Genomic DNA, 14,958 nt, shown 5'->3' with positions numbered 1-14,958 from the left:
AGGCAGTCTGTACTGTCCGGCCCTGATAATACGAAGGGGCCTGCATCGGCAGACCCCTTTTCGTCTTCCTGGCTCTATTATAGAAAACTTTCTGTTTCAGTAACATAGTTCAGGATGTTAATATTTGTTTTTTCTTGTGATGACGCGGGGAAAGATATTTTTTAACTCTCCAGATATTTTCTCAGGGCCTCTGCCAGCCTCTTTGCCGTCTCATATCCCTGGCTGTAAAGTGCTTTCAGTTTTTCCCCGTCCTTCTCGATCCGTCCGATCTCCACCGGTTTTGGAGGCTGGATCAGGAATACGCTTCCCTCTTTTTCCTTCCGGTAGAGATGATCCAGGGTCTCGTTATAGACCCGGTGCCTGTTTTCCATACACTCCACCAGTTTTGGGAACTGCCTGCCGTAGCGCAGGCGCAGAAGCGGCACCATCCGGTTTCTCTGCTTCCGGTATTCCCTGCCCCTTGTGAGCACTACCACGTTCTTGTCATTTCCCATGCTTTCGGATTTGCGGATAGGAATAGAATCTGTTATACCGCCGTCCAGGTATGGCTTCTTCCGGATCCACAGGGTCCTGGACATAAGGGGAAGGGAACTGGATGCCCGGATATAACAAATGTCCCGGTGCAGGTCCCGGATGCGTTTATACTCCGCCTGCCCGGTCTCACAGTTGGTCACAACCGCGTAAAACCTGGCCGGGTTTGCTTCAAACATTTCATGGTCATAGGGATCCAGTTCATCCGGTATGGTCCTGTAAAGCATCTCTGCCCCAAAATAATCCCCTGTCTTTAAGAAGCTGCCGATCCCGCAGTATCTGGGATCATCCAGATACCCGGTGATGGTCCGGTATCCCCTTCCGTGCTGCTTTGACAAATAACTGCAGGCCAGACAGGAGCCGGCGGAAACGCCCAGGCAGGTGCCAAACGAAATGTCCTCCTCCAGGAAATAGTCCAGCACGCCCGCGGTAAATACACCCCGCATCCCGCCTCCCTCCAAAATCAAACCTGTTTTCGCAATATTTTGTGTCATTTTCCCGTCATCCCTCTTTTGTCTCTTCTTTGCTCTCATATACCAAAAACTCTCTTGCAGGCGCCCCGCAGACCGGACAGCGCTCCGGCCGGCTCTCCATCAGGCATCCGCAGACCGGACACACGTAAAACACGGTTTTTTCAAATCCGGTGCAGTCTGCAGCCTCACTCAGAAGCCTTGCATGGGCCTTCTCGGCAGAAGCCGCGTCCCGGTAGGCCTGCCTCGTGAGCAGAAAATCCCGCTCCTGGGCATAGTCCGCAACCATGGGATACAGACGCTCGTATTCAAATTTTTCTCCGGGCACATAGGTCTCCACTGATTCATGAAACGCTTTCGGCTTGTCCAGGATGGCGTAAAAACTCTTGGCGTGCCGGTACTCCGATTCTGCCAAAGCCCGGAACAGATTGGCAATCCTGCCGTATCCTCTCTTTTCCGCACGCTCCGCAAAGGTCTGATAACGAAGAAATGCATACAGCTCCCCTTTGACGGTCTCCTCAAGCTGGTCCCTGGTGATCTTGTCCTCCCGCTCCCTCTGGTAAGGGGCATCCCCAAGATTTTCAAATCTGTGGCAGAGCCTGCCGTTCTCCCTGGCAAAGCGGACAATATGATGTTCCACATCCGATGCCTTTATATTCTCCGACACATCCTCTATGATGGCACCGCCTCCCCCTGTACACACAAAGGGAATGCCATCCACTTCATCCTCAAAGCAGGAGTGCACATGGCCGCACACAAAATATTTGATCTTTTCTTTATATGGAAGATAGACTGCCCTGAGACGCTCAAATTCCTCCCGGGGCACGGAATTTCCCGTAAAATGGTTTGGCAGAGGAATGTGGAAGGCGATCACCACATTTTCGCACTCTTCCATGGCAAGTACCCGTCCAAGCAGCGCAAGCCCTGTGTCGGAAAATTTCCGGAAGGCATTGTCAACCACTACAATCGTAAATGTCTCCGCAATGACAGCATAGTCATGCAGACCAAAAAATGCCTCGTAGTCTCCTGTGTCGTGGTTTCCCCTAAGCACAAAGACATCTTTATCAGCCACCGATTCTGTGAGGGTACAGATATTTTTGTAGTGACGCTCATCGCCAACAGGAACCATATCCCCGGCTATGAGGATCATATCTTCCTCTGCCGCTTTCTCAAGCGCCCCTGCATAGGTCTTCATCATAACGGTTCCCAGTCCTTCACATCCGGGGTCCCCGATCACCGCAAAGGACGTACAGCCGGGACGGCGGACAATAGGTTCTATAATTTTCTGAATATTACGTTTCTTCATAACAATACCTCCTCAATGGTATTAGTTTACTTCATTTTTTCTGAACTGGCAACCGGAATCGTTCGCGCGGTCTTTTTGGCCTCCTGTTCCAGATATGCTTCCACAGATGCCGTATCCTGCCTCAGCAGAAGCAGAATACTCTGGAGGTATATTTTGTTATAGCTGTCGTTCAGGTCAAGCCCCAGCATTTCGTGGATGCGCTTTACCCTGTATTTCAGGGTGCTGATATGGATCCCCAGGCGGGAGGCAGTCCGGCTCATGACCATAAAGTTATCAAAAAGAGCCTCCAGGGTCTGATAATAACTTGTGTGATGGATGTGATCATGGAGAAGCAGATCTTTCAGCCCGCCAAAGAGAAGGACATTGACCGGCAGGGACTTCCATCCCTCATAAATGATATAATCCAGCGCGAAATCTTTGAAGAGGCACGCCTTTTTTGTATGATCCAGCTTATTTCCGATCCTCAGCGCCGCCAATGCCTGGATACCGTAATCCGGATAATCCGGAAAACTGCGGAACGGGGTGCTGACTCCTGCGATCAGCGGCGAATCTTCCAATATCGCTTCCAGCCTCTCCCCGATCTCCTCCACACCCCCGGATACTTTCAGAAGATTACACAGAAAGAAAACCTCAGTCCCTGTCTTGACCATGAGACTGCTGTTCTCAAACAGCTCATCTGCAGGTATCTCTCTCTGGCTGACTTTGCTGAAAAATGCTGATCTGAGCACAATGCAGACATAACTTCCCTTTTGTTCCCAGCCAAGCCTTGCAAGGGACCGCGTCAGACATTCCGGCATCTCAGCAAAGCATCGGCAGGATTGTGCCTGCTGTGCCAAGGTTCTCTGCATCCTTTCCATCCCCTGATAGCTGTTGATAAAATTCACACGCCGCATACACTTAAGATACTGTCCCGTCTGGCAGAGCAGTATCCTGTCCCGCTCAGTCAGCGGCACTGTGACGGAGAGGAGAAAGATCCCCAGCACGATCTTATCCTCTTCCCGGACCGGCACCGCCAGAAACGGGATCCCCTCCTCTGTGGCCGATACTCCGCCCTCCTCCTTCCATGCGCGGCAAAAAGCCTTCTCAAAAGAAGACCTTAAAAAATCCGTATCCCCATCCCTGCACTCACAGGGAATCCTGCACGTATCCTCATTCTGGGACAGCGCCAGGATCTCCATGTGTTCCCCCACTACAATAATGGGATTGGAAAATACGGATAAGAGCACCGGGGTCAGGGCCGAAAAAGGTTTTCCTTCCCGGCACAGCCGGTTTAACCCCTCCTCAAATATCCTGTATTTCTCAAATATTTTTAAGAGTAAAGACAATATCATCTGGGGTGTCAGGTACGGTCTGACCCATAGAATGTCCATACCCTCCCGCTCCAGACATTCTTTTGAAGGTTTCCCGATGCTTACCACAGTGAGCGCCGCATGTTTTTTCGGTATCCGCTCCAAATCTTCTGCGTACATGATATACACGTAATATTCCCTGAGCGATATCCCTTCCTGCCAGATCAGGGCGCCTGTCAAGGGAAGCTCCATGGGATCTGATTTCAGAGAACTTCCCTCCACACCTTTTAAATCTTCAGCCAATATACACCCGTTCAGCTTCAAAGTCCCACCTCCTGTTCTGACGCCAGTTCAGGATACCGTCTGAGTATGCGGAAGATCAGCATGAGATAGAGCCGCTCCTGAGGGGAATCCAGTTCCATCTCCAAAAGCTCCCTGATCTTCTTTATCCTGGACTTGAAGGTGTTCCTGTGGATATATAAATCATCAATGGCTTTTGCTGTATGGGAATCAAATTCTATGTAATTGAGAAGTGTCTTGTAATAACTGGTATCGTGTGTCCTGTCATACCGGATGAGTTTCAGGATGGATGGGGGGATCAGTGTTCTCATTGGCAGGGTATTGGCACCGCGGTTCAGCACATAGTGAAGTGCATAGTCTTCAAATTTGAACAGCCATTGGGTACTGCTGCACTCTTTTCCTGACTGTAGCGCTGCCTCAGCCTGTCTGAAATAATCGGGGAACTGGAAAAAGTCGGAAAATTCCGTGCTGATCCCTGACTTGAACAGATTGTCCCGGACAATATAGGCCAGCCGCCTGCACTCCTCATCCCTTCCCTCCAGCCCCAGGCCCAGATTGCACAGAAGCAGCAGCCTGTCCTCATACTCCAGGGAAAGGTATCCATAAAGCTGGTGGTCAAAAAGCACACTCTCATAGGCAGCGGAATGTAATTCCTGCCCCGCCTCCGTCAGTTCCATGCAGACACAGAAAAAGGGGCCGTTCCGCTTCCATCCTGCCAGCCGCATTGCCATTAGGAGCTTATCTGCGTCAAAACCGGATGGGCTGCGCAGGTATTCCAGAGCATAATTCTTAAATGCAGCCAGTGCGTTGAACTTAGAGCCGGAGTGACGTACCGCAAGTGCCCGCACTGCCTCAGTAAACACGGAGAGCAGTGCCAGGTGCCCCTCCGTCAGACTGCCGTTCACCCCGTCTATGACGATCCTTCCCCAATACTCCTGATCCTCATCAAATATATTGCTGTATATAGTGATATATTCTTCTCCTTCATTGCTCCAGAACTGAGGTGTCTCAAATTCCAGGGTCGTCAGATAATCGGAGCGGAAAAACAGCTCGTCCGTAATATTCCGGTCCAGATAATTGGTGCCCTCCTGCAAGAGGCTGTAGGGAAAGCTGGCTCCCCCCGCCTCCGCATATGCCATCAGTTCATATTCCCTGTTATGAACCATGACAGGATTGTGAAAAATAGGCAGGCTGATGCGGCAGAGCGCCTCTATGCTCCGCTCCCCCGATAAAACAGAGGAAAGCCCCCTCTCCCATCTGTCATATTTCTCAAAGATATCCTGAAGCCGGGCCAGCAGCGCATCTGCTGACAGACTGCCGTCCATACAGATCCAGGCGCAGCCGTCCGGATACCCCGCGGCTTCCTGTTCCTCTCCCTCTATGATAAGCAGTGCGGTCCCGGATTCCTTCCCCGGTATTTTTGCTGCCAGGCTGACCGAGTCCACCAGATACAGCGTATCTCTGCGCAGTACGCAGTCCGGCTGATAAAGCGTGTAGAAGGACAGGCTTCTTTCCAGGTAATCCCGCTCCCCCCTGTAACCGGAAACGTGCTCCAGCTCATTCCTCAAGATATGGATATTTAGTTCCATGCGGCACCTCCCCTGCTTTCCATTTTCAGACTATAGTTTCATTATAAATCTCCCCCTTCCGATTTACCAGAATATCTTTTCCTCTGATTTGACGTTTTTTGCCCTTCCAATTCACATAAACAGACGAAAAACATCGCCTCTCCGGCATTTTTTAGGGTTTTTCAACGGTGGGCCCCCGAAAATACGGGAATTTCAAAGGATAGTAAGACATTTTAAATAGGATATAATGGATTCATAAGATCCGGATCGTAAATATTTTATGGAGGTGTAAGATGGACAAAGAAATGACAAAGGGGCGTGCGCTTCTGTTTTTGATCTCTCTTTTCCTGACGAATGTGGCAGTCATGGCAGATATGGTCATCATCCCAGCCGGAAACGGGCTGTATGAGACCTTCCAAAATGATGCTGCCGTGAATTTCATCCTGTCCGGGCCGTCGTTTATCATGCTTTTCTCGGCGATGCTCTGCGGAAAACTCATGCAGTATCTGAGTAAAAAGAAGATTTTGATCGGGGCTATGATTCTATTTGCCGTATCCGCCATTTTAGGCGGGGCCGTGGCGAACGTGTATTATGTACTGGCCATGCGTATCCTGGTAGGTATTTCCATGGGCTTTGTAAATGCGGCTGCTATGGCTTTGATCGCGGAAGTCTATGTGGACGAGGACAAACGCGGAACCATCATGGGTATATTCAACGCTACCATGGCGGGCACCGGAGCTGTCATCAGCCTGATCGCAGGGGTATTTGCGGTCCGTTCCTGGAATGAAGTGTTTAAGGTTTACTGGATCGCCGTTCCGGTTATTGTGATGATGTTTATATTCCTTCCCATGACGCCCCCGGAGGGCAGCCAGACGGAGGAAGACCGGGCAAAGGCCCAGGGAAAGAATCCCTATCTGTCCAGACAATTCATGCTGATGGTATCCTGCTTTGCCTACAATCTGATTTACGCTGTCATCTATTATCAGGTATCTGTCCTTGTGGCAGAACAGGGATATGGAAATGAAAGCGTTGCGGCACTGCTCTCCACTCTGGGCACTGTGGGAAGCTGTATACTCTGCATCCTGTTTGGCACTCTGTACTCCAAACTGAAAAGGGCAACCATCATTTTCGGATACGTGGGATTGTGCCTCTCCTACCTGCTGCTATATCTGGCATCCGGACCGGTCATGGCCGGAATCGCCTGTACCCTGTGCGGCGCTTCCTATGGATATGGCTTCTCTTACTTCTTCCTGAGATGTACGGTTGTAGTCCCCAAGGAGCGGGTATCTTCCTCCATCTCCATGACAACAGCCATCGGAGGTCTGGGGATGTTCCTCTCCACCTACGCCTGTACGGTGCTGCAGAAGCTTCTTGGCACCACCGGCATATTGAAATTACTGCCTGTAGCCATCGCCGCTTCAGGGATCGGAGCTGTACTGTCCATTATCTGTACCATTATGGATAAGAAGAATCCCAGTGACCTTTCCATGCAGGAAGAACAGAACAATTAGAAACATTTGTGGTAACTGTTCAGTACCCTCACAGTTATAGGCAAAAATCCATGCAGAATCGCCTTTGGCGATGGGATTTTTGCTTGGCCGTGGTACACTTTCTTACGGTCAGCGCAGTGAATGCGCAGGCCTACTGAATAGTTACCATTTGTGTAACAAATAAAAATCCCATGGCTTACTTATGAAAGGAGATATTTATATGCTCACTACAAAACAAAATTTACTGGAAACTATCCGGGGAGGACATCCCGACCGATTTGTGAATCAATACGAATTTATGCACATTATCTACGGCAGCCCATTCTTTGACCTGCACAACGGCCCCATTTTGGAAGAGGGCGTTCTAAATGCAGTCAACAGCTGGGGGATCACATTCTCATGGCCAAAAGGAATGCCGGGGGACTTCCCTGTACATGACGAGGAACATCTGGTGCTGAAGGATGTCACGGAGTGGAGAAAATATGTCCATGCGCCAAGCCTGGACTACCCGGACTCCGAATGGGAACCTTATATCAAAGAGGCAGAATCGGTTGACAGGGACGAATATTTTGTAACTTCTGTCATGTTCCCGGGTCTTTTTGAACAGTGCCATCACCTGATGGATATTCCCCAGACCATGATGAACTTTATCGAGGAACCGGAAGCCATGCATGAACTCATTGACTACCTCACGGACTGGGAACTGGAATACGCGGATAAGGTATGCAGGTATCTGAAACCTGATGCACTTTTCCACCACGATGACTGGGGGACACAGACCTCCACCTTTATCTCCCCTGCTATGTTTGAAGAGTTTTTCCTTCCTGCATATAAGAAAATTTATAAGAGATACCGGGACAACGGCGTGGAGCTTATTGTACATCACTCGGATTCCTATGCAGCCACGCTGGTTCCTTATATGATCCAGATGGGGATTGATATCTGGCAGGGTGTCATGACAACAAACAATGTACCGGAACTGATTCAAAAATACGGTGGCCAGATCTCCTTCATGGGCGGCATAGACAGCGCCAAAGTGGACTACCCGGGCTGGACTAGGGATGTCATCAAAAAAGAAGTGCGCCGCGCCTGCGACGAGAACGGCAGGCTCTATTTCATTCCGTGTGCTTCTCAGGGACTTGATATCAGCACCTTCCCGGGGGTATATGAAACGCTCAGCGAAGAGATCGCAGCTTACAGCAAAGAAATCTTTGTATAGCCATACAGGTATTCCATATGTAATTTAATTTTAGGGTTTCGGAAAGTATGGATCTGTGGTATAATGCATGAAGAAAAGGAGGGATGATGACATGGCACTGACGAAAGAAGATTTGCAAGCTATTGCAGTGTTATTGCAAAATACCACAGAGCCGCTGCAAAATGCAATTACCGGCATGCAGAAGGATATCACAGGCATGCAGAAGGATATCGCAAGCATGCAGAAGGACATCACAAGCATGCAGAAGGACATTGCAAGCATGCAGAAGGATATCACTGACGTAAAATTACATCTTGAAAATATCACAGATAGAAATATCTCTTTATTAGCAGAGAACCACGGCCATTTAATTGACAGGTTAAACCAGGCTGTTAAGGTTTCCGACAAGAGCTGTCTCGAAGAAATCAGAGTCAACATTCTGACTGAAAAAGTGGAGAAGCTGGAAAAAGAAATAGAAGAATTGAAAAGAAAAACCGCATGACAAAAGCCCTCAGATTGCTGTCTCTGTAAAGCAGCGATCACGAGGGCTTTTTATAATGCCGCTGGCCGGACTCGAACCGGCACGGAGTTACCCGCTTGATTTTGAGTCAAGTGCGTCTGCCAATTCCGCCACAGCGGCCCGTTCTCACGAACCGAAGATAATATTACCATATATTTTCATATCGCGCAAGTGTTTTTGTCTTTTTTTATCAGAAAATCAAGATTTATTTTCTGGTTGTTTCCCTCGTAAACAGTATGGTATAGTAAAATAACATGGCAGGCTGTATTTTTTAGAAAACCTGCCGTGCAAATTATTGATAAATCTACGGGAGGTACTCATGATCCGTATTGCTGTGTGCGACGATGACACAGACTCCATTCTGAAGAACGATATCATTCTCAAAAATTGTCTCAGCCATCTGAAAGCCGTGGCCGAGATACAAACCTACAGCAGCGGTCAAATGCTGCTGTGTGATATTTTGGATGACCATAGTTTTTTTGACCTGATCCTTTTAGATATTGAAATGCCGGATATCAGCGGGATGGAGATAGTTCAGGCCATAAAACCTCAGCTTCCCAATGTGAAAGTCATCTTCATCACATCCCATGTAAAATATGCCATTGACAGTTTTGAGCTGTCTATCTTCCGGTATGTGCCCAAAAATGACCTGGAAAAACGGCTGACTTATGCAGTCACCGATGCCTTGAAACTCATCATGCTGGAGGATGATAAAAACTATACGGTCCTGACCGCCAACCGGATGGAAAAAGTGCGCTTCTGTGACATTTTCTATATTCTGCGGGAGGGCAAGAACGCTGCGCTCCACACCAGCCAGGGCATTATCATGGTCCGCAAAAGCCTGCTGACCGTCTATGAGGAATTAGGGGCAGAAGAATTTATCTTCATTGAACGGGGATGTATCATAAACCTGATCCATATCACGCAAATAAAAAACAGTAACCTATACTTAAAAGACGGAACCGTCCTTCCAATCAGCCGTTCTCATCTCCAGAATGTAAAAATGGCTGTAAATTCCTATTGGGGGAAACATATATGATGATTTTTCTATTTGAATTCCTGATTCTCTCCACTGAAATTTTCTTCGGTGTATACCTGACCGGTAAGCGGCATAAGGGCAGCGGAAAAAAATATGCAGTTTTGGGCGGCATGGCTGCTTCTGCTGCATTACTCCTCTGTTTTTACAACAGCGTTTCAAAAAGTCCTGCCCTCTCTGCCGTGATCCTTCTGGCAGGAATCCTTCTTATTTCCAAAATCTTGTATCCATGGGACTGGAAACTGCTTTTGTATTCCGGCTGCTCTTATCTGAGTGCGCTTTTTCTAGTGGATACGGTCTCTTATCTGTTGTTGTGCAGATATTTTTCCGTGCCGTTGGTTTTCTGGCTTATATTTTCCTTTTGCTTCAGGGTCTTGTTTTATATTGCTCTTTTTACCTCAAATAGTCTTGAAGGATTACTGAAAACCCCAAGACAATATTATAAAACCTTATATGGGACTTCTGTGGCGGCATTCTGCGGAATCTCCATTATGCTGCACCTTTCTTTTGTAAGGCAGGATTTAAAGACCCCGATGATCATCAGTATCCTTGTGCTCTCCGTACTTTTTTTGCGGATTGTCCTTGGATACACCCATGTGAAATACCAGCGCGAAAAAGAACTGCTGGCCACTATTGAAATGCAAAAAGAACTGCTGGAACAGAACTACACCGCAGTAAACCGGGCGTACTCCCAAAATGCCAGGCTGTTCCATGATTTTCACCGGCATCTGGAGGTCATAAGGCAGCTCACACAAAAATATAATGCTCCGGAGCTATCTGAATATATTGATTCCGTCATAAGTCCCGTGCGGGATATCTCCTCCATGGCCTGGACCGGCGATCAGACCGTTGATTATATCTTAAACAGCAGATACGCAAAGGCTGCGGAGGCCGGTATTCCTATGGAAATGAATATTGAATATCCTTATAACACCAATATTAAAGCCAATGATCTATGTACGATCCTTTCAAACCTTCTGGATAATGCACTGGAAGCCGCAGCAGCCATGAGCCGTCAATGCCCCCCTGACAGGTGCAGGATCACTTTAACCATCCGGCGTATCGGGAATATTCTGGTCATTAAACTGGAGAACAGCAGTCCCCAACCCTCCTACACACCTGACGGAGAACTTACCTCCGCCAAAAAAGGACTTCTGCTCCACGGCTGGGGCATGAAAAATATAGAATCTGCAGTACAGAAATACGAGGGCATGATCCAGACCGCCTATGCGGATCATATCTTTCAGACAACTATCACCATGTGTTTTGACGGTGTTAAGATGGATGCCGCAGAACCCTAAAATGCTTCGAGGCTGCACATATCGCTGCAGCCTCGAAGCATTTTAGGGGGTCTGTCTCTCTTTTTCTTTTATGGGTATTAAAAGGTCTAACTGTAAATGTTCCATATCCGTTTCCGGCTGTCCTATATGACTATAGTAATTCAAATGTTCCTCCATCAGCCCGCACATATGCTCCTGATCCTCCAAATCACCTGCAAACTCATACTGTTCATTTTTCATTATCCAGGCAAGAAATGCATCCCACTCATTAAAATCCCCAAAAGAGATCATATGGGCCGCATACAGCCCGCCGCAGAATTGCTTCTTTTCAAGAGGCGCAGGTACCTCCATATCATCGGGAATGGTTACCCAGGACTCATAACCATGGTAACCTGTCTCATCAACCGGATTCGGATGATTAAACCCATACCTTCTCAAATCCGGTTTTCTTTTTCCCAAATCATTTTCCTTCACAAAGCTGTCCAAAAGGGAATTCGCATGTAATTCAGGCTCATCCCCTACATAGTGGGAAACAGCTACCGCAGCCGGAGGCAGATAGAGGATCCGGACATCATTGATCTTCGAGAGTTGTTCATCTGCTTTCTTTAATTTCTCCCCGGACTGCTCCTCTTTAAAATTAATGCTGATGATGCCAAGAGACTCAATAGCTGCCAGCACGGCATCATCCTTCGGCATGATATCCTCCAACGGCAGTTCTGTGGTCCTGCTGAGTTCTTCAACAAAATGATTCAGGATATCCCTGATCGTAGAAAGAGCCGTAATCTCCTCGTCTAACTCCTCCATATTCTGCCGAAAAATATCAATGGCGGCAACCGCATTGGTGTTATTGAGTATAACCTCAATCTGCCGTACAGGTATCCGCAGTTTACGCAGGATGAGGATCTGTTTGATCCGGGAAACCGCATTCTCATCATATACGCGGTAGGAATATCCTTCCTGCCGGGAACTTTTGATCAATCCCACTTTTTCATAGTAACGAAGCATTCTGGTTGAGATACCCACGCTTCTTGATACTTGGCTTACAGTCATTTCTTCCATATGACACCTCCTGTGCTGTTATTGTTCACTCCGTGTCCAGTAACACGCTTCGCGATGCACAGATATGGGGCATTCTGCCCCATATCGCGCTGGCTGCCTCGGGATTTTCATGCTTTCAGCATGAAAACGCCTCCCGGTACAGTGGCCTGTGTACAGTAACCCTGTGCTTACCAGTATAAACTGCGACACGGTGTCAAAGTCAAGGCTTTCTTTTCAAAACCCGTATGGATATCCCAATAGAAATGAACACTGCCGCTATAAGGTAAAAAATGAGCAGGCATGGCACAAGATACCGGTTATCCCCGAGCATCCCAAACAGGGAAGCGGTATCCACCTTTGCTTTTTCCGCCAAAAACATAGTCAGCAGAATTCCCACTACGGGCACGTACATAAAGACCCGGCCTTTGATGGGGCCAAACTTATAATATGCCGGAATCTGAAAGCAGACATAAGTGATATACAGCACCATGCCTGCCGCTGCTGCCGCCGCAATTTCACCGAGGGAAACCGCTGTCCCCAGCCGCCTGAGGATCACAGGCTGCAGGACGCAGGACACAAGCACTGCCAGAATCCCCATCAAAAAAGCGTGCACATATTTTCCGCAGACCAGCTCCTTCACTGATATGGGAAGGATACTGTAAAGCCTCTGCATATCATTCTTATCCGCCACAGAAAACGTATAGATTGACGTCATAGCCATCATGAACATGGCAAAGGATATCCCCACAACCAGGGTACGGTAAAGAAGGATAAAAGCAAGCGGTACCAGAAGTGTAAAACAAATAGATTTATAATAATATTTCAAAAGATTAAAATCCAGTTTTGCTGCTTTCCATATTTTCATGACAAAACCTCCCCTTTACTGATAAATACAATGATGTCATCCATAGCCGCGGACCTGGTCTGTAAACCGGAAAGTCCCGGCAGGTATTCTGTCTCCACCAATGCCTCGAAAGAATCCGGATATATCTTGATATTCGGTGTGAGCGCTTTTATATCCGGTGAGAGTTGTTTCACGGATCCGGAAACAATGGAATATCTCCTTGTAAAATTCACTTTTTCCCCTGTATAAAACAGTTTTCCTTTATTTATGAAAGTAATCTGATCCGCGATCTTATCCAAGTCCGGTGTAATATGCGTTGAAAAGAGAACGCTGTGCTTTTTATCGTCTGTGTACTCCAAAAGAATATCCAGCATCTCATCCCTGGATACAGGGTCCAGTCCGCTGGTAGGCTCATCCAGGATCAGCAGTTCTGCCTTGTGTGAAAAAGAACAGGCCAGCATCAGCTTCATCTGCATCCCTTTGGAAAGTTCCCTGACACGTTTGCCCCTGCTTATCTGAAACCGCTCTAAATAACGGTAATAAACACCGGTATCCCAGTTCCGGTAAAACATACCCATAGCTTTTTCAACATCCGGCATTTTCCAGTCATCTACAAAAAAATGCGTATCAAAAACCACCCCGATCCGTTCTTTAAATTCCTGTTCCTTTTTCATATGGTCAAGCCCCAATACGGTAATGGTACCTGCATCTTTTTTCAAAAGATTCAGAATGAGCTTAATTGTAGTTGTTTTACCTGATCCGTTTGGCCCGATTAGGCCCGTCACAGACCCTGTGGGAACAGAAAAACTGATATTCTCTAAAGTAAAGTCCGGAAATGTCTTGGTCAGCCTTTCTACCTGCAGTGCATCAGTCATGTGTATTCCTCCGTTTCTTCTTGATGAGATCATCTTACTGCAGAAACCCATGCTGTGCCAAAATGTCCACGATCTGCTTTTAGATGTCCGTAATCCGTAAGCTGTGCCGAACAGGCAGAAGCGCATAATAAAAAGCAGTGACCGGCAAGAAGTATCATTTCTCTCACCTGTCACTGCTTTTTTATACACGGCAGCGCAGCCTTATGGGTTTACAGCTTACAAACATTCTGCGGCGCACCTTCCAGATAGGAAAATACATTCCGGAATACAATTTCAGCACGTCTCTTCATGGACTCCTCAGAGATAAATGCCTGATGGGGTGTCAACACCGTATTCTTTGCATGAAGAAGAGGGTAATCCTCCGGGATAGGCGGCTCACAGTCGAAGACATCAATACATGCGAACCCAAGGCGGTCTTCATTCAGGGCATCTGCCAGGGCCTTATTGTCCACAATGGGACCTCTTGCACAGTTGATAAACACCGCATCCGGTTTCATTTTAGCGATCTTTTCTCTGCTGATAAATCCTCTTGTCTCATTGTTCAGCGGAAGATTCAGGGAAATAATATCACTCTGTTCCAGTACCTCATCCAAGGAACAATACGTGATTCCCAAATCCTTTTTCTCTTCAGACTGGCTTCTGTTATAAGCGATCACCCTGGCTCCAAATGCCTGGAATAATCTTGCAGCCATGGTCCCAATCTGTCCAAGTCCGATGATACCCACGGTTCTGCCGCAGATTTCCCTGCCTCCGATACCGGCACTTGTCCCCTGCTGCCGTACCACCGCGTCTGCTTTCACCACATTTCTGAGGGCATCCACTGCAAAACCGATGATCAATTCCGCTACTGTCTGGTTTGAATATCCTGCTGCATTGCAGATCATAATATCTTTTTCTTTGCAGCATGCAGTTCCCACATGGTCGATCCCTGTAAAGGCAACGGAAATCATTTTCAATTTATCCGAAGCCTCAATAACCTCCTGAGGGTATGGATGGTTAGCGATCATAGCAATGTCACAGCCCTCAGATCTTTTTTTCAGTTCCTCTGTATTCTCCCACAGGGTATCATAATAACAGAACTCATGTCCCATTTCTCTTAATCTTTCCCCATAACTTTCTACAATTTCTCTTGTCACTCCGATTGGCTCTAATAATGCAATTTTCAACGTTTTTTCCTCCCTGTTCTGATCGTTTCTGTGATCGTATTTAACCT

The 14,958-nt window shown here is 47.6% G+C and carries 13 protein-coding genes and 1 tRNA gene; 5 read left to right on the top strand and 9 right to left on the bottom strand.

The window, feature by feature from the left end:
- Positions 1-161 precede the first annotated feature (161 nt).
- From C6P39_RS18590 to C6P39_RS18575, 4 genes are read right to left on the bottom strand one after another with little or no spacing between them, the layout of a single operon-like run.
- Entirely contained in the window at positions 162-1,064 is a 903-nt protein-coding gene (locus tag C6P39_RS18590; RefSeq protein ID WP_242987078.1) for a patatin-like phospholipase family protein, read from the bottom strand.
- Positions 1,033-2,307: a ferritin family protein gene (locus C6P39_RS18585; RefSeq protein ID WP_104804778.1), complete on the bottom strand. Its 1,275-nt coding sequence runs from the start codon at positions 2,305-2,307 to the stop codon at positions 1,033-1,035. Before C6P39_RS18585 ends, C6P39_RS18590 begins: the two co-directional genes overlap by 32 nt.
- A gap of 26 nt (positions 2,308-2,333) precedes the next feature.
- Entirely contained in the window at positions 2,334-3,920 is a 1,587-nt protein-coding gene (locus C6P39_RS18580; RefSeq protein ID WP_104804777.1) for a PucR family transcriptional regulator, read from the bottom strand.
- Entirely contained in the window at positions 3,917-5,485 is a 1,569-nt protein-coding gene (locus C6P39_RS18575) for a helix-turn-helix domain-containing protein (protein WP_095170758.1), read from the bottom strand. The genes C6P39_RS18580 and C6P39_RS18575 overlap by 4 nt, the downstream gene beginning before the upstream one ends.
- 272 nt (positions 5,486-5,757) lie before the next feature.
- On the opposite strand from C6P39_RS18575, the gene C6P39_RS18570 reads away from it, so the two are divergent.
- The 3 genes from C6P39_RS18570 to C6P39_RS18560 all read left to right on the top strand — a co-directional run bounded on the left by C6P39_RS18570 (position 5,758) and on the right by C6P39_RS18560 (position 8,654).
- Positions 5,758-6,975: an MFS transporter gene (locus C6P39_RS18570; protein ID WP_104804776.1), complete on the top strand. Its 1,218-nt coding sequence runs from the start codon at positions 5,758-5,760 to the stop codon at positions 6,973-6,975.
- A gap of 199 nt (positions 6,976-7,174) precedes the next feature.
- Positions 7,175-8,173: a uroporphyrinogen decarboxylase family protein gene (locus tag C6P39_RS18565; protein ID WP_104804775.1), complete on the top strand. Its 999-nt coding sequence runs from the start codon at positions 7,175-7,177 to the stop codon at positions 8,171-8,173.
- Between the two features lie 91 nt (positions 8,174-8,264).
- Positions 8,265-8,654 carry a hypothetical protein gene (locus tag C6P39_RS18560; RefSeq protein WP_104804774.1) on the top strand — a complete coding sequence of 130 codons (390 nt, stop codon included), beginning with the start codon at positions 8,265-8,267 and terminating at the stop codon, positions 8,652-8,654.
- 56 nt (positions 8,655-8,710) lie between these two features.
- On the opposite strand, the gene C6P39_RS18555 is transcribed toward C6P39_RS18560, so the two are convergent.
- Positions 8,711-8,792 (bottom strand) — tRNA-Leu (locus C6P39_RS18555).
- 199 nt (positions 8,793-8,991) lie between these two features.
- On the opposite strand from C6P39_RS18555, the gene C6P39_RS18550 reads away from it, so the two are divergent.
- Both C6P39_RS18550 and C6P39_RS18545 read left to right on the top strand, forming a co-directional pair.
- On the top strand, positions 8,992-9,711 hold the full coding sequence (locus C6P39_RS18550; protein ID WP_104804773.1) for a LytR/AlgR family response regulator transcription factor: 720 nt from the start codon (positions 8,992-8,994) through the stop codon (positions 9,709-9,711).
- A complete protein-coding gene (locus C6P39_RS18545; protein ID WP_104804772.1) occupies positions 9,708-11,009 on the top strand; it encodes a sensor histidine kinase in 1,302 nt (433 codons plus the stop codon). The genes C6P39_RS18550 and C6P39_RS18545 overlap by 4 nt, the downstream gene beginning before the upstream one ends.
- Before the next feature lie 42 nt (positions 11,010-11,051).
- Here the strand turns inward: C6P39_RS18545 and C6P39_RS18540 are convergent, their stop codons facing one another.
- The 4 genes from C6P39_RS18540 to C6P39_RS18525 form a co-directional block, all read right to left on the bottom strand.
- Positions 11,052-12,047 carry a MerR family transcriptional regulator gene (locus C6P39_RS18540; RefSeq protein WP_095170766.1) on the bottom strand — a complete coding sequence of 332 codons (996 nt, stop codon included), beginning with the start codon at positions 12,045-12,047 and terminating at the stop codon, positions 11,052-11,054.
- A 199-nt stretch (positions 12,048-12,246) separates the two neighbouring features.
- Positions 12,247-12,891, bottom strand: a complete 645-nt coding sequence (locus C6P39_RS18535; RefSeq protein ID WP_104804771.1) for an ABC-2 transporter permease — start codon at positions 12,889-12,891, stop codon at positions 12,247-12,249.
- Entirely contained in the window at positions 12,888-13,745 is an 858-nt protein-coding gene (locus tag C6P39_RS18530) for an ABC transporter ATP-binding protein (protein WP_104804770.1), read from the bottom strand. Before C6P39_RS18530 ends, C6P39_RS18535 begins: the two co-directional genes overlap by 4 nt.
- A 209-nt stretch (positions 13,746-13,954) precedes the next feature.
- Entirely contained in the window at positions 13,955-14,911 is a 957-nt protein-coding gene (locus tag C6P39_RS18525; protein ID WP_095172327.1) for a 2-hydroxyacid dehydrogenase, read from the bottom strand.
- Positions 14,912-14,958 lie beyond the last annotated feature (47 nt).

Source organism: Blautia marasmi (assembly GCF_900258535.1).
GTDB classification, from domain to species: domain Bacteria; phylum Bacillota; class Clostridia; order Lachnospirales; family Lachnospiraceae; genus Blautia; species Blautia hominis.
Note: the sequence above shows the minus strand (reverse complement) of the source record. Positions and strands in the feature narration are given on the sequence as shown.

What these genes read in the sequence shown, in the direction of transcription:
- C6P39_RS18585 (WP_104804778.1), bottom strand. Translation starts at nt 2,307, where the DNA reads ATGAAGAAACGTAATATTCAGAAAATTATAGAACCTATTGTCCGCCGT.
- C6P39_RS18575 (WP_095170758.1), bottom strand. Translation starts at nt 5,485, where the DNA reads ATGGAACTAAATATCCATATCTTGAGGAATGAGCTGGAGCACGTTTCC.
- C6P39_RS18530 (WP_104804770.1), bottom strand. Translation starts at nt 13,745, where the DNA reads ATGACTGATGCACTGCAGGTAGAAAGGCTGACCAAGACATTTCCGGAC.
- C6P39_RS18545 (WP_104804772.1), top strand. Translation starts at nt 9,708, where the DNA reads ATGATGATTTTTCTATTTGAATTCCTGATTCTCTCCACTGAAATTTTC.
- C6P39_RS18535 (WP_104804771.1), bottom strand. Translation starts at nt 12,891, where the DNA reads ATGAAAATATGGAAAGCAGCAAAACTGGATTTTAATCTTTTGAAATAT.
- C6P39_RS18550 (WP_104804773.1), top strand. Translation starts at nt 8,992, where the DNA reads ATGATCCGTATTGCTGTGTGCGACGATGACACAGACTCCATTCTGAAG.
- C6P39_RS18540 (WP_095170766.1), bottom strand. Translation starts at nt 12,047, where the DNA reads ATGGAAGAAATGACTGTAAGCCAAGTATCAAGAAGCGTGGGTATCTCA.
- C6P39_RS18570 (WP_104804776.1), top strand. Translation starts at nt 5,758, where the DNA reads ATGGACAAAGAAATGACAAAGGGGCGTGCGCTTCTGTTTTTGATCTCT.
- C6P39_RS18565 (WP_104804775.1), top strand. Translation starts at nt 7,175, where the DNA reads ATGCTCACTACAAAACAAAATTTACTGGAAACTATCCGGGGAGGACAT.
- C6P39_RS18560 (WP_104804774.1), top strand. Translation starts at nt 8,265, where the DNA reads ATGGCACTGACGAAAGAAGATTTGCAAGCTATTGCAGTGTTATTGCAA.
- C6P39_RS18590 (WP_242987078.1), bottom strand. Translation starts at nt 1,064, where the DNA reads ATGAGAGCAAAGAAGAGACAAAAGAGGGATGACGGGAAAATGACACAA.